General features: G+C 27.2%; 23 protein-coding genes and 2 pseudogenes. 8 read left to right on the top strand and 17 right to left on the bottom strand.

What is annotated here, in order from left to right; genetic code table 11:
• Positions 1 to 4: 4 nt before the first annotated feature.
• The 6 genes from DJ007_RS11850 to DJ007_RS14880 all read right to left on the bottom strand — a co-directional run bounded on the left by DJ007_RS11850 (position 5) and on the right by DJ007_RS14880 (position 3,230).
• Positions 5 to 1,537 carry a V-type ATP synthase subunit I gene (locus DJ007_RS11850; protein ID WP_129409774.1) on the bottom strand — a complete coding sequence of 511 codons (1,533 nt, stop codon included), beginning with the start codon at positions 1,535 to 1,537 and terminating at the stop codon, positions 5 to 7.
• A complete protein-coding gene (locus DJ007_RS11845; protein WP_129409773.1) occupies positions 1,525 to 1,860 on the bottom strand; it encodes a hypothetical protein in 336 nt (111 codons plus the stop codon). The genes DJ007_RS11850 and DJ007_RS11845 overlap by 13 nt, the downstream gene beginning before the upstream one ends.
• Positions 1,853 to 1,984 carry a V-type ATPase subunit gene (locus tag DJ007_RS11840; RefSeq protein WP_129409772.1) on the bottom strand — a complete coding sequence of 44 codons (132 nt, stop codon included), beginning with the start codon at positions 1,982 to 1,984 and terminating at the stop codon, positions 1,853 to 1,855. Before DJ007_RS11840 ends, DJ007_RS11845 begins: the two co-directional genes overlap by 8 nt.
• A 46-nt stretch (positions 1,985 to 2,030) precedes the next feature.
• A complete protein-coding gene (locus tag DJ007_RS14885) occupies positions 2,031 to 2,207 on the bottom strand; it encodes a V-type ATPase subunit (RefSeq protein ID WP_165974157.1) in 177 nt (58 codons plus the stop codon).
• A 67-nt stretch (positions 2,208 to 2,274) separates the two neighbouring features.
• Complete coding sequence (locus DJ007_RS11835) at positions 2,275 to 2,907, bottom strand: V-type ATPase subunit (RefSeq protein ID WP_206076355.1); 633 nt, start codon at positions 2,905 to 2,907, stop codon at positions 2,275 to 2,277.
• Positions 2,908 to 3,074: 167 nt separating this feature from the next.
• Complete coding sequence (locus DJ007_RS14880; protein ID WP_165974155.1) at positions 3,075 to 3,230, bottom strand: hypothetical protein; 156 nt, start codon at positions 3,228 to 3,230, stop codon at positions 3,075 to 3,077.
• 281 nt (positions 3,231 to 3,511) lie between these two features.
• On the opposite strand from DJ007_RS14880, the gene DJ007_RS20490 reads away from it, so the two are divergent.
• Positions 3,512 to 3,631 (top strand): ArsR family transcriptional regulator, encoded by a 120-nt coding sequence (locus tag DJ007_RS20490; protein ID WP_129409830.1) that lies wholly within the window; start codon positions 3,512 to 3,514, stop codon positions 3,629 to 3,631.
• A 99-nt stretch (positions 3,632 to 3,730) separates the two neighbouring features.
• On the top strand, positions 3,731 to 4,321 hold the full coding sequence (locus DJ007_RS11825; protein ID WP_129409770.1) for a sulfurtransferase TusA family protein: 591 nt from the start codon (positions 3,731 to 3,733) through the stop codon (positions 4,319 to 4,321).
• A gap of 32 nt (positions 4,322 to 4,353) precedes the next feature.
• Here DJ007_RS11825 and lpdA read toward each other — a convergent pair.
• From lpdA to DJ007_RS11795, 6 genes and pseudogenes are all read right to left on the bottom strand, one after another.
• A pseudogene (gene lpdA / locus DJ007_RS20485) lies at positions 4,354 to 5,701 on the bottom strand (dihydrolipoyl dehydrogenase).
• A 107-nt stretch (positions 5,702 to 5,808) separates the two neighbouring features.
• Entirely contained in the window at positions 5,809 to 6,078 is a 270-nt protein-coding gene (locus DJ007_RS11815) for a DsrH/TusB family sulfur relay protein (RefSeq protein WP_129409769.1), read from the bottom strand.
• A gap of 9 nt (positions 6,079 to 6,087) precedes the next feature.
• Positions 6,088 to 6,444, bottom strand: a complete 357-nt coding sequence (locus DJ007_RS11810; protein ID WP_129409768.1) for an intracellular sulfur oxidation protein — start codon at positions 6,442 to 6,444, stop codon at positions 6,088 to 6,090.
• A gap of 11 nt (positions 6,445 to 6,455) precedes the next feature.
• A complete protein-coding gene (locus DJ007_RS11805; protein WP_129409767.1) occupies positions 6,456 to 6,809 on the bottom strand; it encodes a DsrE/DsrF/TusD sulfur relay family protein in 354 nt (117 codons plus the stop codon).
• Between the two features lie 13 nt (positions 6,810 to 6,822).
• A complete protein-coding gene (gene tsuA / locus DJ007_RS11800; protein ID WP_129409766.1) occupies positions 6,823 to 7,815 on the bottom strand; it encodes a thiosulfate transporter TsuA in 993 nt (330 codons plus the stop codon).
• Positions 7,816 to 7,838: 23 nt separating this feature from the next.
• On the bottom strand, positions 7,839 to 8,078 hold the full coding sequence (locus DJ007_RS11795; RefSeq protein ID WP_129409765.1) for a sulfurtransferase TusA family protein: 240 nt from the start codon (positions 8,076 to 8,078) through the stop codon (positions 7,839 to 7,841).
• Between the two features lie 307 nt (positions 8,079 to 8,385).
• Here DJ007_RS11795 and DJ007_RS11790 point away from each other — a divergent pair, with 307 nt between their 5' ends.
• From DJ007_RS11790 to DJ007_RS11780, 3 genes are all read left to right on the top strand, one after another.
• Positions 8,386 to 9,396: a TDT family transporter gene (locus DJ007_RS11790; protein ID WP_129409764.1), complete on the top strand. Its 1,011-nt coding sequence runs from the start codon at positions 8,386 to 8,388 to the stop codon at positions 9,394 to 9,396.
• A gap of 150 nt (positions 9,397 to 9,546) precedes the next feature.
• A complete protein-coding gene (locus DJ007_RS11785) occupies positions 9,547 to 9,969 on the top strand; it encodes a 4Fe-4S dicluster domain-containing protein (RefSeq protein WP_165974154.1) in 423 nt (140 codons plus the stop codon).
• 308 nt (positions 9,970 to 10,277) lie between these two features.
• On the top strand, positions 10,278 to 11,885 hold the full coding sequence (locus DJ007_RS11780) for an IS1634 family transposase (protein WP_129409763.1): 1,608 nt from the start codon (positions 10,278 to 10,280) through the stop codon (positions 11,883 to 11,885).
• 225 nt (positions 11,886 to 12,110) lie between these two features.
• On the opposite strand, the gene DJ007_RS11775 is transcribed toward DJ007_RS11780, so the two are convergent.
• The 5 genes and pseudogenes from DJ007_RS11775 to DJ007_RS11755 form a co-directional block, all read right to left on the bottom strand.
• A complete protein-coding gene (locus DJ007_RS11775; protein WP_129409762.1) occupies positions 12,111 to 12,650 on the bottom strand; it encodes a hypothetical protein in 540 nt (179 codons plus the stop codon).
• Positions 12,651 to 12,733: 83 nt separating this feature from the next.
• Positions 12,734 to 14,620 carry an acyl-CoA dehydratase activase-related protein gene (locus DJ007_RS11770; protein ID WP_129409761.1) on the bottom strand — a complete coding sequence of 629 codons (1,887 nt, stop codon included), beginning with the start codon at positions 14,618 to 14,620 and terminating at the stop codon, positions 12,734 to 12,736.
• Between the two features lie 14 nt (positions 14,621 to 14,634).
• Complete coding sequence (locus tag DJ007_RS11765) at positions 14,635 to 15,420, bottom strand: BadF/BadG/BcrA/BcrD ATPase family protein (protein WP_240739592.1); 786 nt, start codon at positions 15,418 to 15,420, stop codon at positions 14,635 to 14,637.
• Positions 15,421 to 15,615: 195 nt separating this feature from the next.
• Positions 15,616 to 16,310, bottom strand: a pseudogene (locus DJ007_RS11760) (acyl-CoA dehydratase activase); the annotation flags it as partial.
• An 86-nt stretch (positions 16,311 to 16,396) separates the two neighbouring features.
• Positions 16,397 to 17,308 (bottom strand): cation diffusion facilitator family transporter, encoded by a 912-nt coding sequence (locus DJ007_RS11755; RefSeq protein ID WP_129409758.1) that lies wholly within the window; start codon positions 17,306 to 17,308, stop codon positions 16,397 to 16,399.
• 196 nt (positions 17,309 to 17,504) lie between these two features.
• Here DJ007_RS11755 and DJ007_RS11750 point away from each other — a divergent pair, with 196 nt between their 5' ends.
• The 3 genes from DJ007_RS11750 to DJ007_RS11740 all read left to right on the top strand — a co-directional run bounded on the left by DJ007_RS11750 (position 17,505) and on the right by DJ007_RS11740 (position 19,724).
• Positions 17,505 to 17,819, top strand: a complete 315-nt coding sequence (locus DJ007_RS11750) for an ArsR/SmtB family transcription factor (protein ID WP_206076354.1) — start codon at positions 17,505 to 17,507, stop codon at positions 17,817 to 17,819.
• Positions 17,820 to 17,973: 154 nt separating this feature from the next.
• Positions 17,974 to 18,600 carry a sulfite exporter TauE/SafE family protein gene (locus DJ007_RS11745; RefSeq protein WP_240739572.1) on the top strand — a complete coding sequence of 209 codons (627 nt, stop codon included), beginning with the start codon at positions 17,974 to 17,976 and terminating at the stop codon, positions 18,598 to 18,600.
• A gap of 98 nt (positions 18,601 to 18,698) precedes the next feature.
• Positions 18,699 to 19,724, top strand: a complete 1,026-nt coding sequence (locus DJ007_RS11740) for an arsenic resistance protein (protein ID WP_129409756.1) — start codon at positions 18,699 to 18,701, stop codon at positions 19,722 to 19,724.
• The last annotated feature ends 5 nt before the right edge of the window (positions 19,725 to 19,729 follow it).

Here is a 19,729-nt window from a genome sequence, read left to right as displayed (position 1 = left end):
AGTATTAAAATTTATATTTTATAGGTTTGAACTCTCTTCCATTACCATTGAAAAATCTTGTGAAAAATTCATAATATTCAAGCCTTAATGTTTGTATAAACACAACTAATCCTTCTAATACAACTATTAAGATATTTCCAAATAGTAAAATAATAAAAGATAAAATAGAATTATGAGTCATTTGTGACATCATATAAAATGCAAGAAATAATCCAGCATGGTTTAAAGCAAAAGCCCCTAACCTGATAAAGGACAAAGTATTGCTAAGATATCCCAATAAAACCTCGAATAATTCAAAAAATCCCTGAACTAATTTTTCGCCTAATTTACCTTCTTCAAAAATAATGCTTTTTAAATAAATAATAATTATTAATCCAATTATGAAAATGTAGCTAATTTTAGGAAAAAAACCGTTTTTCATCATATAGAAAATAGAACCCAATAAAATCCAATATAAAGATATTCCTGCAAATCCGTTTGGATCAAAAATTAACTCCCTGTTTTTTCTATTTTTTATCTTATTTATTATATTTAATATCATTGCAAGGGTAAGTATCGTGATTCCAAAATAAATTGATAACATTAAAAAATAATTTATGTTATCCATAGGCCGTTTCCACAATGGCTTAATAATATCTTCAAATCCAAAAACACTACCGTATAGTACACCAAAAATCATTGAAAAAATTCCAGCTGTTCCGATAACATAAAACAAATCCGATTTTTTCTTTTTATAAATCCAGAAACCAAATAAGGTTAATATAAAACCATGCCCAACATCTCCAAACATCATTCCATAAAATAATAGAAATAGAATCGATATAATAGGTGTAGGATCTATTTCATCGCTTGAAGGAGTTCCAAACATTTTTACGATAAACTCAAAGTGTTTAAAAAATCCTTTGTTTTTTAATAATGTTGGAGCTTTTTCATTAAAAGAATAATCGAGAAATAGAATATAATCATTTGATTTTGAATAATTAAGTAACTCATAATAGGTTTTCTCTGTAGTCCAACCAGAAATCAAAAAGAAATTTTCGGTAAATTTGATGGAATGAGTTAAATCGTAGATGTTTTTTAAAACGAATATATAGTCAAAATATTGATATATGTGACGTCTATTTTCGAAAAATAATTTTTTTAATGACATATTTAACATTTCAATTTCATATTCTAAAGAACGATATTTATCCTGTAATTCCCATAATATTTCCTTTGGTATTCCAGAATAATTTTCTGGAATATAATACTCCATAAAATTAGCAATTGATAACACTTTCTCAATATCAATAGTGGTGTCATAAATAATTATTATCCAGTCAAAATCATCATCTTTTGCAAAATTTATAGATAGTGCATTTTTATCATTTAAACTTTGAATAAATCGTTCATAATACATAGTACTTATTTTTCCAACTTTGTATTTTAATTTTCTCATTTTTCTGAATCTTTCAACTTTTATATCAATAGTTCGGAGTTTTTCAAATAATTCTATTTCAGTTTCCAGATTTTTTCTTTTTTCTTTTAATTCTTCCATCTTAAAAAAATCTTTTCCATTTTTTCATTTAAGTTATTAGAAAAACTTAAAATTTCATCTTTATCGATTATTAAAGGAAATTTTATTTTTTTTGTTTTTGGTTCAGGAATTTTTTCTGCATAATCAAATATTTTCATAAATTTATCATATATTTCTTTGTATGCATTTTCTTTTTGAACCTTTAATTCTTTCAATAATTCCTGTTTTATAATTTTTTCAAGTGGTATTATTTCTACTTCCTGCGAGTCCAATATTTTTTTTGATATTTCTTCTAATTCATACTTATTTGAAATTATAGTGAAAGGTTTTAATTTTTCATGCATCGTTATCACCTACCAGGATTAAAAAACTTTTGATTTTTTCATTGGGTATTTCATATCTCTTTCCTTCGATTAGAGTAATCAAATCTTTATATTCATATTCCCTTACATATAAATAACCGCTCATTACATCAAAGCCATTTTGGTTCTACTTAATAAAGTTTTTGCATTTTTTAAGATGATTTTTCACAGGTTCTTTCTATTACATAAGGGAATATTTCTTTATCAATATTTCGAAAATATTGACCATATGAACAAATAGAAATTTTATTTATAAAATCTTCAGTGTTTTCAGCTGTTGCCATGCTTTTTAATTCATCTTGAGATAAATTAAAAGAAATAGGTATCAAAAATTCAATACTTCTTCTGTTGAAAGTTTAAATAGAACCTTTGCTCTATAAATCCATTGTATATTTGCTAAATCCATTTGAATATAAAATAATTTTTTAAATTTTTCCCAAAGGATGGCATTATACTTAAAACAGACTTCATTTTAGTGAAATACCAGAAATCAAAAGCATTTAGTAAATATTGAATTTTCCTGGTTTTTACATAATTCTGATAAACTGAATTTATAATAGGTTCATAAATAGTATTTTTGAATACATTGAGGACATCTTCAAAGGAGGTTATTGATACAAGGGTATCTTCATTGACAGTTTTGTGGTTTAAAGGAAAGAGTTTTTCTTTTGTAATATATTCAGAATGATTCGAATGAAGTGATCTTAAGATAAACTTTATATTTTCAATTTCAAATCGTTTTTCCATTAATTTAAAAAATTTTTGTCCTTCTATCGGAAGGAAGAAGAATATATTATATAGATCTTCTAACATTGACTTTCTTAATAATATTTCAACATCTCTTCTATGAAGTTTTTCAATATCCTCATTTTTAAATGATTTATCATAATGAGTGTTATTTTTTAAATAATCAGCAATTTCAATAACAGAATTGATATTTATTAAATTTTGAAAATCATTATCATTTAGAATTCTAGAATTTAAAACTTTTATTTTTGCCATTAATGCTGGAAATTTCAATTTAATCATCCCCAATTATGAAATTATTTTTTCAATGACGGAAGAAGCAATGGCGTCTATTTTTTCATCAAAAGCATCAAACTTTTCTTTTAAAGAAATTATATCTTTTTCGGAGTCTTCCATAATTTTTTTAGCGGTATTTTTTGCATTTTGTATAATATTATTGCATTCTTCATCTATACGCTTAATATCCTCATTTTTTTCTTTTCTAAAGCCGATATTTTTTCCTTCAGCTCTTTTTTAAAATCATCATCGGCTTTTTTTAATTTTTTGTTTGTTTCTACTTCAGCATTTACTATTTTGTTCAATATCTCATTAGGGGATAAGTTCATTTTACCACCTCCTGTGTAAGATTATACTCCTTTAATTTTTAAAATTCCAAGAAAAAATTATGTATATTCATAGAATAAAAGTATTAAGAAACGATTAAGGATAATTATAGTGAAAAATCATAATATATTAAAATATGCATATTTAAGCAAATAACGATATATCATAACAATTTTTATCTTATGTTATAAAAAAATGATATAATATAAAAAATAGTTTTTGGAGGACTGATTATGGAAGCTTATAAAGTATTTAAAGCTCTGGATGTAAGTGGAGAGTTGAAATAGTAAAAACTATTGCAAAAAATAAAGGTGTTTGTTTATGCGAGTTACAAAAAGATTTTCCTTTAGATGTAAGTACCTTATCCCGACATCTTAACATGCTAAAAAAGTTGGAATTGTGAAAGAAGAAAGACAGGGACCTCAAAAATACTTTCGATTTCATCCAGAAAAGTAATGGAGTTAATAAAAGAAGCAGAAAAGCTGTAAAGTAAGGTGAAATAATGAAAAAAAACATATCATTACAGGATCTTTTTAAAGTGCTTTCAAACCAAACAAGATTGGAAATTCTAATGGCTATTTTTGATAATTATCTAACTGCTTCAGAAATTGCTAGAAAATTAAATTATGATATATCTACAATATATAGACATTTACTTCATATGAAAAAACTGGGTATTTTGAAATCTGAAAGAAGGAATGGAATAGAATTTTTTGATTTTTCTTCGACTAAAATATTTCATATAATAGAGAATGCTATTGATTTTATTTCTGAAATAAAAGGAAATAAGATTATAGATTGTACAGAAATGGAGAAATGCTTATTAGATCAAAATTCTTTAGATATTGAACCTGATATGATTTTAGATATGAGAGGAGAAATATGTCCAGTTCCTGATATAAAAGCAAGAAAAGTATTGAAAAATATGAAAAAAGGGCAAATTCTTTTAGTAATAGTGGATTACCCACTTTCAGCTGAAAGAATTCCTATTTCAATTGCTAAAGAAGGACATACATTATTAGGAAAGATTAATGAAATTCCAGGAGAAACTAAATTATATATCAAAAGAGCAAAAAAACTCAGGAAAGGTTGAAATCTTCCTGAGTTTTTTATTATAATGAATTTTTATATGTGTAAAGCCAGTCCTTCAGCATCTTCAAAAGCACCCAAAATGGTTTCGGTTAATGTTGGATGTGGATGAATAGAATTAGAGATCTCTTCAATAGTTAAACCATGTTTAACAGCGATAACACCTTCCATAATCATATCTGTTGCTGAAGGTGAAACAACAGCAAATCCCAATACTTTTTTGTTTCTTTATCTGCTATAACCTTTGCAAATCCTTCTCGTTCTTCCATCGTTCTGGCTCTACCATTAGCAGAAACTGGGAATTTTCCTATAATAATTTTTCCGGATTTAAGTCTTTTTCTTTTAATCCAGTTGAAGCAACCTCTGGAGAAGAGAAAATTATTGATGGAACTGCAGAGTAATCCATTTCCGTTTTTTCTCCAGCAATATTATGTGCTGCAACAATACCTTCATACATTGCAACGTGAGCAAGCATAACTTGTGCTCTAATATCGCCAATGGCATATACATTGTCGATATTTGTTTTCATTGTATTACCAGTAATAACTCCTCTATCAATCTCCACCCTAATTTTCTAATATCTTCTGGAATATTTGGTTTTCTCCCAACAGCTAATAACACTTTTTCAGAAATGATTTCAAAGTTTTCATCACCTTCTATAATTACTGTATAATCATTTTCATTTTTAATAACATCTTTTACCTTTGACTTTTCAAATATTTTAACACCTTTTTTTATTAATGATTTTTTTACCGCATCAGCAATATCATTATCTTCAAAAGGTAAAATATGATCAGCTAATTCAATTACATACACCTTTTTTCCTAATGAAGAGAAAAATGTAGCAAATTCTATGCCGATTACTCCACCACCAATAATAGCAATACTTTCAGGTAATTCTGCCATTTTGAACACATCATCACTTGTCCATAATCCTTCAACTTTATCAAATGGAGGGAAAACAGAAGGGATGGAACCGTGAGCTAAAATCAAATATTCCCCTTCAATAATTTCATCATTAACCTTTACATGATTTTTATCAATTATTTCCCCTATTCCATTAAATACATCAATTTTATTTTTTTTCATTAAAAATTCTATACCTTTTCGGGACATAGTAATAGCTTTATTCATATGTTTCATAATTCCTTTTAAATCATATGTTACATTATCTACTTTAATTCCAAATTTTTTTGATTTGGAAATAATATCTGTATATAAATGTGCAGCAGTTAACATAGCTTTTGTTGGAATACACCCTGGTTTGTACATGTTCCCCGAGGTTTTCCTTTTCAACTAAAGCTACTTTTTTATTTAATTGAGCCAATCTAATAGCAGCGACATATCCTCCAGGTCCGCCTCCGATTATAATAACATCATACATATAATCCACCCCTTTGCGTTTTTTGTCGCAAATATTTTACCTTTTGTACAGCAATTTTCTTTTACAAAAAGGTTAAATGATTTAAAAAGGAGGGAGAAAACTCCCCTTTATCCAATAAATTTAGATTCTTTTTCTATCAAATCTATAAATTCATGGTAATTTATTAAATTTGTATTTGCCTCTTCTTCGGTATATCCACGTGCAAAAAAATCTTCTTTTATTAAATAAGTTTTTCCTGTGGTTAATTCAGATAGGTTTTCAAAATTCCAATAAATTCCATCTTGAATAAACACAACAGAATCTTCTTTTTTTGCACTTTTAATCTTAAGTTTTTCTATAGGGTGATCAATACCAAATTTTATTAATATTAAAGCCATAGTTTCACCTCACATGAAAATAACATAATCAAACTTGTGGAAAAAATCTGATAATGAATCTTTATTTATAATTTCAGCATTAAAGTTTTCGTCAATATTTTTCACATTATACTTATTGATATCTTCTTTTATTGCATATACAGGAGTTTCATAACGCTTTATAAATCTTTGAACAATTTTTACTGGTAATAATCCTAAAGATTCAGGAGATGTATTTTTTGATAGAGCAACAGAAGCACTTTCCATTAATAATACAGCAGGCTCAATATCTTCTCCATACATACCAAATGCAGTTCTGAATCCTTCATTTACCCATATTGAACCTACTGGAGATTGATAAACGACAAATAAAACTTTTTTTTCCATATATTCTCACCTCACGCCATTAAGCTAATAAATCTATCGCTTTCATATATTAATGCGGCAAGTTCTGGTAATCCACTGGGGTTTGACCCCTCAACGATCATATCAGTTGTAATTCCTCTGTAATCCATACAAATGCCGCATATCTCCACTTTTCCACCTCTATCAATAACTTCTTTCAATAAATCAGGTATTTTTCTATCTGATCTAACGGGTTTTATTTGTTTGTTAGAAGCAATTGCTGCATCACAAAATAAAAATATTGTAACCTCATGTCCTTTATCTAAAGCTGCATGTGCAAGTTTTGCAGCAGTATCTATGTCCTGATAAGTATATGGTTGTACCATAACCTGAATTGCAATTTTCATAGTATAACCCTCCTTAATCTCTACCGTACAATAACCATGCCATAGACCAATTTCCTAAAATAAAGAATATTGAAGCTAAAATTGATCCTATAGCCATTTGAGGAACACCGGTAAAAAAGTGCCCGATATTACATCCGCCAGCTGTAACAGCGCCTAATCCCATTAAGATACCACCTATCATGACCTGTAAATAAGTGAAAGGATTTCTAGGCATTCTTAATTTAAATTCTCCGGATATTTTTGCTGAAATCATAGCTCCAATAATAATTCCAACTATCAGCCACCCTTCCCAATTTACTGAAGCACCGGCAAGAAATCCTTTAAATAAGCTGATCCATCCACCAGTAATACCAAAACCATAATTTCTCCCACTTGCAGCACTTGACATCCATGCAATAGGAGCTAAAATTGCCAATATTATTGCAGCAGTTTTCATTCCCATTTTGGAATGTCTCTCTGTAGTTTTTGTTCCAAATGTATACCATAGTAATAATGCGGAAAATAATATTCCAACAATCCAAGGATTAAGATGTAAGACACTTGGTAATGTTGGACCTGAATTTGAGGCATAAATAGGTGTTGAATATTCCACCTTTACATTAAATTTTGAAATCCAGTCCAACCATGGTTTGAATGCTCCTGCTTTTGTAGCATAAGCTGTTAAACCATAGAACATAGCGGCAAACCATGCAGTAGTCATACCTTCACCTGATCTATATGTAACACCGGAAGCACAACCACCAGCTAAAACCATTCCTAATCCAAATATATATCCACCAATAATATTACCTACCCAATTTAAAGGTTTTGGATTCAAAGTAATCCATCCAAACTGTGCAAATAATAGAAAAGTTAAAGTTTGCAAGGCTATTACTAAGGCAGCAAATTTCATTAAATAATTATCTTTAAAAAGCATAACATCTCTAAATGCAGAATTGAAACAAATTCTACCTCTTTGTAAAACTATACCAAAAAATATTCCAAAAATGATGCCTGTCAAAGCCATAATATTCACCTCGTTTCAGGGTATTATTTTACTTTGATATAAATTTTCCATTCGCTGTTTCCAACTTCTTCTATTTCTAAAACTTCATGTCCCATTTTTTTCATACCTTCAGGAATTCTTTCTTTGGACATTGGATAATCAATCCAAACTTCTAAAATTTCACCAGGTTTCATTTTTTTTACAGCCCTTTTTGCTTCAACGTCAGGAACTGGACAAACCTCACCTCTAACATCAATACTTTTTGTAACTTCATATTTACCCATAAAAAATCCCTCCTTATAAATGTGATTTTATTCACTTTAAAACAAAAACTTTATTCAGGTGATTAAATTCACTTTCATTATAAAATGTTAAAATTAATTATAAATTTCTATAATATTAAAATTTGGTAAATAAGAAAAATAAAAAAGAATAAAATGCACTAATAATAAGTGAAAAAATATTCGCTTATATATTATTCAAGGTATATATGCATTTTTGGTAATATAAAAAATATAACAAAGTAAAGAAATTTAAACTAAAAAATATTATAATGATTTTTGTAAAAAAATACAATAAGGAGGTAGAAAAATGGAAGAAAGAATTAAAAGATTTGCACCATCATGGTTTGCAGGTATTATGGGAACAGGTATTTTTGCTTTATCAAGTTTTTTATATTCATCATATATGCCATTTTTAAAAAGTTTTTCATATGTTTTATTTTATCTTAATTTGATTTTGTTTTATGTATTTTTAATTCCATGGACTTTAAGATGGTTTATGCATACAAAAGAAGCGATAAAAGATTTATACCATCCTGTATTATCAAATTTTTATGTAACAATAGGTGCTGCGATGATAGTTATATCAGCCACATATCAGGTTTTGTTTAATAATTTAACAACCTCTTTTGCTTATTGGTTCATAGGTAGCATATTAACTATATTTTTTAGTATTTTAACACCTTATGTAATGTTTAAAGAATCGCATGTACAATTAGATCATATTAGTCCCGCATGGTTTATTCCTCCTGTTGCATTAATAGTAATTCCGGTTTCTGGTAGTGTGTTTATTAATATGTATTCTGGAATTTTTAAAGAGTTTATTATATTATTGAATTATTTTGGATTAGGAGCAGGATTTTTCTTATTTATTATATTATCAGCTATTTCAATGTATAGATTTATTTTGCATCATCCATTACCAAATGTTATGTCTCCAACTGTATGGGTTAATTTAGGGCCAATAGGTGCTGGCACAATTGCATTGATAAATCTGGTAAAATTTTCACCATTTATAACTGTGAAAGAACCATTTTTTATTTTTGGATTTATATTCTGGGGTTTTGGAATATGGTGGTTAATTATGGCAATTTCTCTTACTTTGCATTATATTAAAAGAATGAAAATACCATTTACATTATCCTGGTTTGCATTTATTTTCCCATTGGGAGCATATGTCGCATCAACACATAGTATTTCAATGATGTTTAAAATAAAATTAATAGATTATATAGGATTTGGATTATATTTTCTTTTGGCTTTTATATGGTTAATAACATTTATAAACGTAACAATTTTTGTATTTAGAAAAAAACAATGATATTGGAATATAAAAATGGTGCTATTTGTTAGCACCATTTATATATATTTTATTTTGCATATTTAACCAAATTGTATATAGAAAGAAAAAATATATACATATAAAAGTTATAGCATTGAATTGAGAAAATTTTCATTTGGAGGTGGTAATATGTCGTCACCAATGAATATGCCTGTAATAGGTAAAGATGCCCTTGGTAGAGAAGTGAAAGATTTAACAAAAGTTCCATGGTGGGGAGTTGATAGAAAAGAGATAAATTGGTATCCATCTATTGATCATGATAAATGTGCAGGATGTGGTTTGTGTTTTATTACATGTGGAAGAAGGGTTTTTGATTGGGATGAAAAGTTATCAAAACCTGTAGTAGCCCAACCATATAATTGTATGGTTGGATGTCAAACTTGCGCAAATCTTTGCCCAACCAGTGCAATATCTTTCCCTGATGTAAGTGAAATGAAAAAGTTAGTAGCTAAAAATAATGTAGTAAAAAAGTCTTTTGAAAAAATAGCGCCGTTAATACATTGTGATACACCATTGGATGACGAACAAACAGAATCAAATTTTAACAAATGAGGCGTTAGCCTCATTTGTTAAATATTTTCGAGAAATAATTTTAACCTATTTTCTATATTAACCTCACTTGTTCCTGATTCATAATCTAATAAAAGCAAATTAACACCTGAGTTTGACAGCAAATTCAAGATTTTTGAAAAATCGAAACGGTAGAATGCGGGTTTGCGACGATGAAAAGGGTGAAAATTGGGGGTTGAAAAATTTTTGTAGTGACACAAATATTTTTAACAATAGCGTTATATTCTTGATTTCATAATATTTTTGTGGTATAATAAGTAATGGTATTATGAAATCAAGAGGTGATTTTTGTGTTTTTGAGAGTAGTTAAAAATAACAAAGGTGTTGAATATTTAAGAATTGTTGAAAGTTATAGGGAAAATGGTAAGATAAAGCAAAGAACTGTTGCAAACTTAGGAAGGATTGACTCTTTTAGCGAAAATGAAGCGAAAAATATAGTAAATAAACTCATACAAATATTTGATTTAAAAAATTATATTGATACAGAAGATATAAAAAAGGCACCGGATAAAAAGAATTACGGAGCCAAAGTAATAGTAAATAAGATATTCGAAAGATATGAGATGAAAAGATATTTTGAAAGACTGGATAAAGAAATAAAATACAATGCAGAAGAGATGCTAAAAATAATGGTGATGAATAGAATAGTAGAACCGAAAAGTAAATTGGGAATATTTAATAATTTAGAGTATTTTGGATATAACAAAGTGGAAGTTAAAAAAGAAAAAGACCTGGAAGAAAAAGATGTAATGCTGCACTGGTTATACAGAACATTGGATATATTGGCAGATAATAAAGAGTCGATAGAAAAACATATGTATAATCAAAGGATAAGTTTGTTTAATACAACGGTAGATTTAGTATTTTACGATGTAACAACATTAGCGTTTGAACCACAACAAACAAATGAAATATTACAAATGGGATATTCAAAAGATAAGAAATTTAATGAATCACAAATAGTATTAGGGATGTCAATAGATCAGGATAGAATGCCAGTTAGTTTTGATATATATGCAGGAAATACATTTGAAGGGCATACATTTAAAGATTCAATAGAAAAAATGAAAAAAGAATATCAATTAGGAAAAGTAATAGTAGTAGCAGATAGAGGAATGATGAGTAAAAAAAATATAGAAGTAGTAGAAAATTCTAATTATGAATTCATAGTAGGAAAATCAATAAAACAGTTAAAAAAAGTAAATATATTTGAAGGAGAATTCATAGAAATAGCAAAAGGAATAAAATATAGAGAAGTAGAATATGAAAATAAAAGATTACTCATAATATATTCAGAAGAAAGAGCCAAAAAAGACAGAGCAGATAGACTACGATTAATAGAAAAAGCGAAAAAAATGTTAGAAGAAGGAAATATAGATTCAAAAAGTAAAAGAGGAGCGAAAAAATATTTAAAAGAACAGAACAAACAAAATTATATATTGGACATAGAAAAAATAGAAAATGATGAAAAATACGATGGATACTATGGAATAATAACAAACACAAAACTATCTCCAAAAGAAATATTAGAACAATATCATACATTATGGAAAGTAGAAGAAACATTTAGAACATTAAAAAATTATCTTGAAACAAGACCGGTATTTCATTGGACACCAAAAAGAATAAAAGGACATATTGTAATGAGTTTCATATCTTACATAATTCAAAGAACACTAGAATTAGAACTGGAAAAAAATAATGTTGAATACTCTCATGAAAAAATAAGAGAAGCTATTAAAAATATGGAATACATTGAATTTAAAACACAAAAGCAACATCTTGTAGCGAGAATGAATTTAAATAAATTAGGACAAAGAATATTAAATACATTAAATATCCCTGTACCAAAAATAATATCACCTTATACAGAATTCAAAGAAAAATATAAAATTTAGGGGGTGTAATGACACTTTTGTATTTAATAAAAAATTAACAATAACTGTTTTTTAGAATAATACAGCTTTTCCAAATTTTATTGAAATAAATACTGTCAAACTCAGGAAAAATAATGTAGTAAAAAAGTCTTTTGAAAAAATAGCGCCGTTAATACATTGTGATACACCATTGGATGACGAACAAACAGAATCAAATTTTAACAAATGAGGCGTTAGCCTCATTTGTTAAATATTTTCGAGAAATAATTTTAACCTATTTTCTATATTAACCTCACTTGTTCCTGATTCATAATCTAATAAAAGCAAATTAACATCAAAATTTTCTTTTAATTCTCTGTAAATTCCTTTTGCGATAATATGATTTGAAATGCAACCAAATGGCTGAATAGATATAATATTTTTAATATTATTGTGTGCCATTTCTCCAATTTCGTTTGATAACAGCCAACCTTCTCCAAATTGTAATGAAAGGGGTAAAATATTTCTTTTATTTTTTATTGACGCTTCTAAAGGAGTATCAGGAGTATACCTTTTAAACTTTGAAAGTTCAGTTTCTACAATTTTTCTATAATAATCAATTGTTTTTTTTATTACATATTTTGTTAAATACGCTTTTTTATTATTGTCAATATTTTCCACTTTATTAAATTTCTTACTATAAAAATCATATTCTAAAAATTTTAAGAATGTTGGAACTACAACTTCATATCCTTCATTTTCTAACTTGTTTATAAGATAGTTGTTTGAAAAACAATTAGTCTTCATATAAATTTCTCCAACTAATCCTATTCTTTTCCTTTCTTTTGGTTCATTAACTTCAATTTTATTAAATTCATCAACAGCTTTTTTTAAAAATTCTTTAGCATTTTTGTTGTAGGTGGTTTTAAAATCATTTGCTCTTTGAAATGTCCTAATAAATAATTGAATATTTTTAATGTTTCACCTGGATTTTTTTCATATGGTTTTGTTGAAAGTTTTAATCTTAATAATGAATCTCCGGCTGCAAAAGCAATTATGCTATATTTTAATAATTTTATAGGATTAACTTTAATTCCTTCCATAGATGCATCTGTTCCAAGAGAAATAACAGGAGTATTTTCGAATCCAGCATCAATTAAAGCTTTTTTTAATAAAGGAACATAATTTGATGCTCTGCACTGACCACCTGTTTGAGATAAGGCTACAACTGAGTTATCAGGATCAACTTCAGGGCTCTTTAAAGTTTTTATAATATCACCTATAACAACTATTGCAGGGTAACACATATCATTATTTACATATTTTAATCCTTCTTCAATGGATTCCCGACTTTGATTTTCTATAGTTTTTATATTATATCCAAGATTATACATAACTGCTTCATATAATTCTGAATAAAATTTAGAAAATTTAGGAACGAGAATAGTTTTTTTTCTATCTTCTTTAGTATATGGTTTAGTATACTTTCTTTTTTTAGCGAGATTTATATTTGAATTTTGATTCAAAGCTTCAAAAGTAGATCTTATACGTATTTTAGCAGCACCCAAATTTGACATTTCATCAATTTTAATAGCAGTAAATATTTTTCCTCCAGATTCAATTATAGCTTTTATTTCATCTACAACTACAGCATCGGGACCACATCCAAATGAATTTAATTGAATTGCTGTTATTTTTTCATAATCTTGTTTCGCAATCCATTTAGCAGCTAAATACAATCTATTGTGATAAGACCATTGCGTAAGCGGTAAAACGCCTTTTAAATCCATATTATATAATTCAGGAATGGCATTTTCCGTTATACCGTATGCTCCAAGTTCATATATAAGATTCATAATTCCAGTATTTACCATGGGATCTAAATGGTAAGGTCTTCCAAGAAGTATTACTAAAATTTTATTTTCTTTTTTGGCCTGCTCGATAATTTTTTTAGCGAGTTCTATCTGTTCCTTTTGTAAATTAGATTCAGCTAATTTAGCCTGATTAAAAGCTTTTTCAAAATCATTTTTTTCTACATTACCAATTTTATTTAAATAATTGAATAAATTCTTTTTTAAACCTTTTTCATATTTAAAGCTAAGTGGTATTGTATCAATAGGTATATTTGTAAAAATATTTCTTTTTAAAACTTCGCCATATCCTGTAACGATAGGACAATTATAAGCGTTTTTTGAATCTTTACCTTCTTCTTTTTCAAATATTATAGTTGGAAGAAAAATTCTATCGACTTTTTTTTCTAAAAGATTAATAATATGTCCATTCGAAATTTTAGCAGGGAAACATATGTTATCTGCCGAAACAGTTTTTAATCCTTTATAATATAGAGGAGTTGTAGATTTATCTGATAATATAACTTTAAAACCAAGCCTATTAAACAAAGTATAAAAAAACTGAAAATGTTCATACATAGAAAGAATTCTTGGTATACCAATGATAGGTTTTGATGGATCAAAATTATCTGTTTCATTCATGCTAAATAACATTTTTTCTTTCTCTATGAAAAAATTTGGAACAGAACTTTTTTCTTTTTTTGATTTATTTGAGAAAATTTTTTCGCATTTATTTCCAGTATAAAAGATATTATTATTATCAAATATAAACTTTGTAATATAACATTTATTTCCACATCCATTACATCTCAAAAATTTCTTTTCATAATGAATATTATCTATAGAATTTATATTAAATTTAGTTTTGTAGTTTTTATGAGCATTGTAGAATTTTTTTGCATATAATGCAGCTCCTAAAGCTCCCATATATTCTGATATGTTTAATCTATATACGTTTTTTTAGTGATTTTTTCAAAGGCTCTTAATACAGCATCGTTTTTAAAAGTCCCTCCCTGAACAAAAATGTTATTACCTAATTCATCAATATTTTTAACCTTTATAACTTTATACAATGCATTTTTTACAACAGAATAAGCCAAACCAGCTGCAATATCTCCAACATCAACACCATCTTTTAGAGCTTCTTTAACTTTGCTGTTCATAAAAACGGAACATCTGGTTCCAAGATCGACAGGATTTTTTGTTTTAATAGCTTTTTCTACAAATTCATCAATTGTCATATTTAAATTTTTTGCAAAAGTTTCTATAAATGAACCTGTGCCTGAAGAGCATGCTTCATTCAATTGAATATCTGAAATTATACCATTTTCTATTTTTATTGATTTAATATCTTGACCTCCGATATCAACAATAAAACTTAAATTTTTTTCAAATAATTTTCCAGCAGTAAAGTGGGCAATTGTCTCAACTATTCCTCCATCAAGATTTAATGCTTTTGTTATAAATTCTTCTCCATACCCTGTAGAAAAAACAGCTTTTAAATTACTGCTATTTATATATTTACTGAATTTTTTTAATCCTTCAATAGCTATTTCAAGAGGTTTTCCCATATTATTCTTATAAAAGGTATCAATTATTTCATTTTTTTCATTAATTAAAATCAATTTAGTAGTAGTAGAACCCGCATCAATACCAATATATAATTCTTTAGTATTGTTTTTATCAATATGTTCTATTTTTTTAAGATTTCTTTTTGCATGCCTCATTTTAAAATCTTCGTATTCTTTCATATCTTTAAAAAGCGGCTCTAAAACACGAATGGTTTTATTAGAAGATTTTTCATTATTTAAATAATTTAAAATTTCATCAATTGTATATAACTTTTCTGATTTTTCTGAGTGCAAAGCTGCACCAATAGCAACAAGAACTTCGGAATTTTCAGGAAGAATAAAAGCATCTTCTGGGAGGTTTAATGTTTCTTGAAAAGTTTTTCTTAATTCGGATAAAAAAGTCAAGGGACCTCCAGCAAAAAGGACTTTTTCTTTAACTTCAGCTCCTGATAATAAAGTGGTTATGGTTTGATTAGCAACAGCTATGAAAATAGATTTTGCAATATCTTCCTTGCTTTCTCCTCTGTTTAATAATGCCTGTACATCAGTTTTTGCAAAAACACCACATCTTGAAGCAATATATAACTTTTTTGTGGATTTTTTGATAATTCATTTAATTGAGAAGGGGTTGTATTTAATAATGTTGCCATCTGGTCAATAAAAGATCCAGTTCCTCCGGCACAACTCCCATTCATTCTCATTTCTGGTGTTTTACCTTCTTCAAATAAAATTATTTTTGCATCTTCTCCTCCAAGTTCAATTAAAGTGTGTACATGGTTATAGAAAGTTTTTATAACTTTTGATATGGCAATAACTTCCTGTATAAATTCAAAATTATTTCTATTAGCAATTCCCATTCCAGCTGTTCCAGTTATGGAAAATTTTATTTTTTTGTCTTTTAAAATATCTTTTAAATCATACAAAAGATGATATAACGACTCTTTTACTTTTCCATTATGCCTCATATATTTTTTATATACTAGTTTTTTATTTTTATCTAATAAAGCTATTTTAGCTGTTGAAGAACCAATATCTATTCCAAGCATTATAAGACCTCCTAACGCAAGAGTATATATAATAAAAGTATAATATGTAAATATGAAAATATATGCATATGTTTATGAAAAAAATTTTATACTTTTATTAATGTAGTTTCATCTTTTTGAATGAATTCGATTTGAATTATAGAATGATTTATTTCAAATTTATCATGTAATAATTTATTTATTCTATCTCTAATAGAATCAGCTGCACTTAATTTTATATCTTCTTTTACTTTTACATGAAATTCAATATGTATATCATGTTCGTTAACCTGCCAGATATGTAAATGATGAATGTTTTCAACTTTATCTAAATTTTCTATATCTTTTTTTATTTCATAAACATCAATATGATCAGGAGCTTTTTGCATTAATATTTTTATAGTGTCAGACAAAATTTCAAGACTTTCTTTCAAAACATAAATTCCAATTATTACTGTCAATACAGGATCAATCCAATTTATATTGTAAAAATAGATCATTATACCACCGATTACCACTCCAATAGAGGATAAAGCATCAGAAAGCAGATGTAAATAAGTAGATTTTATGTTTACATTATCTTTAGCATTTTTTCTCAGGAGAAAAACAGAAAAAGTGTTTGCAAATAATCCTATTAATGCAATAGCTATCATTATGCCACCTTTAATAGGTTCAGGATTGATGAATTTTAAATATGCTTCTTTAAACAAATAAACAGATACAACAATTAATACAGAAGAATTAAATAACGCAGCGAAAATTTCTGCTCGCTTATATCCAAAAGTCATTTTTTCAGTATTTTTCTTTTGGGCTAATTTTAAAGCAATATAAGTGATTATTACAGAAATACCGTCACTTAAATTGTGTAATGCATCAGAAATTAAAGATAAACTTCCAGAAAAAATTCCACCAATTATTTCAGCTGTGGTGATGGAAAAGTTAAGTAACATAGTAATAATTAAATTTTTTCCTTTTATTTCACCATGATTATGATGATGGTGATGATGTGTATGTGCCATTTGAATACCTCCTTATAAATATTTTAATTATCATATATGCACAGATGTCAATATGAACAAATGTATTATATAACATATTTTTGTATTTGTCAACTGTTATTTTTTTATTGACAAAAACTTTAATTTGGTGTATAATATCATTATGTACATATTATCATTTTCTCATATGTGAATTGATTATATTGGAGGTGTAAATATGTCTAAAAAAGGTGAAATGACAGAATTGAAACATGAGCATGACTATTATTATGATATGGCAGAATTTTTTTCGATATTTGCTGATCCCACAAGATTAAAAATTTTACATGCTTTATTAGATGGTGAAAAATGTGTCAAGAAAATATGCGAAATTGTTGGATTGAATCAATCCACATGTTCACATCAATTAAAAATTTTAAGACAATACAAAGTTGTTAAAGCTAAAAGAGAAGGTAAGTTTATACGTTATTCATTAGATGATGAACATATTAAAGATTTAATAGAAGTGGGTGAAGAACATATAAATGAATAGGAGATGAACCAATGATTATTCTTGGTATTATTTTATTTTTTATAACTATTGTTTTGTCTATGTTAGGTAAAGGTGGAGGAGAATTTTTTGTTCCATATTTTTAGCTTATGGTATTTCATATCAGCAAGCAGCTTCAGCCTCTTTATTTATTTTAATGGTATCAGGGTTTATGATGATGCTAATTTATCATAAAAAGGCATTAATAGATTGGTATACTGGTATAATAATGATTTTATCAGTGGCAAGTGGTTCTTTTTTAGGAGGTTTTATTTCTGCTAAGATTAGTGTAACGATTCTTAAAGTTACGTTTTCACTATTATTGCTATTATCGGCATTTCTTATTTCAAGAAAGAAAAAGAATTTAAATATTAAATTTGGTCCATTACTCAAAAGAAAATGTTGTGATCATGAGTACAATATTCCTCTTCTTATTGTTATTCCGGCAGTTTTTTTGATAGGTTTTATAGCAGGAATGGTTGGAATTTCAGGTGGAGGATTGATAGTTCCATTATTGATTATTCTTGGAAATATGCCAATGCGATTAGCTTTTGCAACAAATTCCATAATGGTTTTATTTTCTGCAACAACAGGTTTTATTGGTAGGGGATTAAGTGTAGGAATTGACTGGAAATTTAATATTATTATGGCAACATTTGCAGCGATGGGATCATTAATTGGCTCGCATTTCTCTACAAAAGTAAAAACTGAAAATCTGAAAAAAATATTTGTTTATGTAATTTTAATTGCAGCAATCTGGATTATAATAAATATATTCATATAATATGGTGACATTTTGTCACCATATTATATGAATATTATTTGCAATTTTAACCAAAAAGAAAAATTATTATATTATTATTGGTATGTGGGGGTGAGAAAATGGAAACAATAAAAAGGATAACAGCAAATATAAAGAAATTTCTTGTTTTATATTCAGTATTAGCGATAATAATTGGATGGAGTTTGGGAGTAAAATATTCAGCATATGCATCATCCCATAAAAGCATTTATTCTAATTTGATAGTTTTATTTGTATTTTTTATGATTTATCCTATGATGATAAATATGGATTGGAGAGAAGTAAAAAGAGTTGTTAAAGAACCGAAAGCGGTTTTGCTAAGTATTTTTTATAATTATATAATGACACCACTAATTGCATATTTTTTAGCAAAGGTATTTATTCATAATACAGAATTAGCTCTTGGATTTATGCTGGTAATGATGATACCTGTAAGTTCTTCAAGTGTTGGATATACTGGCATTGTTAAAGGAAGCGTTGAAGTTGCTATGATATCTCAGGCATTTAATTTTTTACTGATTCCAATATTAACTCCTATTTATTTAAATTTTGTTGCAAGAGGAAGTAATATTCATGTTCCTATGAATTCAATTTTTAAATCAATTTTGATTGTTGTTATTTTTCCTATGATATTTGGTTATATAACCAGATGGTTGATAGTAAAGTCAAAAGGTGAAAAAGGATTAAAGAAAATAAAACCACTAACAGGTCTAATGACATTAATTTCCATGTTATTTGTTATATTTTTTATTTTTTTCTTAAAAGGAAATATGTTATTAGCTAAGTGGCAAATTTTGATACAATTAGGAATAATTACCCTTATATATATTGTTTTAGCGTTATTACTTGAAACTTTTATTAATAAAAAAGCTGGATTAAATTATAAAGAACATATGGGAATAATATTTTTAAGTACAGGGAAAAATAATGGTACAGCTGTAGCAATAGCAACAATGGCATTTGGACCATTAGTGGCCATTCCTGCTGCTGTATTACCAATTTTTCAAATAATATTATTAATTGTGTATATTCACATGGAGAATTTAATAAGGAAGTACTTTAATAAAAAGCATTATCATCACAATATTGTAAGGGAGGAAGAATGATGGAA

Source organism: Marinitoga lauensis, assembly GCF_004135675.1.
Lineage (GTDB): Bacteria > Thermotogota > Thermotogae > Petrotogales > Petrotogaceae > Marinitoga > Marinitoga lauensis.
This window is presented reverse-complemented; position numbering and strand designations above follow the sequence as displayed.

Bases quoted from the DNA above. Each gene is read 5' to 3' on its own strand.
- DJ007_RS11850 (WP_129409774.1), bottom strand. From the start codon at position 1,537: ATGGAAGAATTAAAAGAAAAAAGAAAAAATCTGGAAACTGAAATAGAA.
- DJ007_RS11845 (WP_129409773.1), bottom strand. From the start codon at position 1,860: ATGCATGAAAAATTAAAACCTTTCACTATAATTTCAAATAAGTATGAA.
- DJ007_RS11840 (WP_129409772.1), bottom strand. From the start codon at position 1,984: ATGAGCGGTTATTTATATGTAAGGGAATATGAATATAAAGATTTGATT.
- DJ007_RS11835 (WP_206076355.1), bottom strand. From the start codon at position 2,907: ATGATTAAATTGAAATTTCCAGCATTAATGGCAAAAATAAAAGTTTTA.
- DJ007_RS14880 (WP_165974155.1), bottom strand. From the start codon at position 3,230: ATGAACTTATCCCCTAATGAGATATTGAACAAAATAGTAAATGCTGAA.
- DJ007_RS11825 (WP_129409770.1), top strand. From the start codon at position 3,731: ATGAAAAAAAACATATCATTACAGGATCTTTTTAAAGTGCTTTCAAAC.
- DJ007_RS11815 (WP_129409769.1), bottom strand. From the start codon at position 6,078: ATGGCTTTAATATTAATAAAATTTGGTATTGATCACCCTATAGAAAAA.
- DJ007_RS11810 (WP_129409768.1), bottom strand. From the start codon at position 6,444: ATGGAAAAAAAAGTTTTATTTGTCGTTTATCAATCTCCAGTAGGTTCA.
- DJ007_RS11805 (WP_129409767.1), bottom strand. From the start codon at position 6,809: ATGAAAATTGCAATTCAGGTTATGGTACAACCATATACTTATCAGGAC.
- tsuA (WP_129409766.1), bottom strand. From the start codon at position 7,815: ATGGCTTTGACAGGCATCATTTTTGGAATATTTTTTGGTATAGTTTTA.
- DJ007_RS11795 (WP_129409765.1), bottom strand. From the start codon at position 8,078: ATGGGTAAATATGAAGTTACAAAAAGTATTGATGTTAGAGGTGAGGTT.
- DJ007_RS11790 (WP_129409764.1), top strand. From the start codon at position 8,386: ATGGAAGAAAGAATTAAAAGATTTGCACCATCATGGTTTGCAGGTATT.
- DJ007_RS11785 (WP_165974154.1), top strand. From the start codon at position 9,547: ATGTCGTCACCAATGAATATGCCTGTAATAGGTAAAGATGCCCTTGGT.
- DJ007_RS11775 (WP_129409762.1), bottom strand. From the start codon at position 12,650: ATGAAGACTAATTGTTTTTCAAACAACTATCTTATAAACAAGTTAGAA.
- DJ007_RS11770 (WP_129409761.1), bottom strand. From the start codon at position 14,620: ATGGGAGCTTTAGGAGCTGCATTATATGCAAAAAAATTCTACAATGCT.
- DJ007_RS11765 (WP_240739592.1), bottom strand. From the start codon at position 15,420: ATGAGGCATGCAAAAAGAAATCTTAAAAAAATAGAACATATTGATAAA.
- DJ007_RS11755 (WP_129409758.1), bottom strand. From the start codon at position 17,308: ATGGCACATACACATCATCACCATCATCATAATCATGGTGAAATAAAA.
- DJ007_RS11750 (WP_206076354.1), top strand. From the start codon at position 17,505: ATGTCTAAAAAAGGTGAAATGACAGAATTGAAACATGAGCATGACTAT.
- DJ007_RS11745 (WP_240739572.1), top strand. From the start codon at position 17,974: ATGGTATCAGGGTTTATGATGATGCTAATTTATCATAAAAAGGCATTA.
- DJ007_RS11740 (WP_129409756.1), top strand. From the start codon at position 18,699: ATGGAAACAATAAAAAGGATAACAGCAAATATAAAGAAATTTCTTGTT.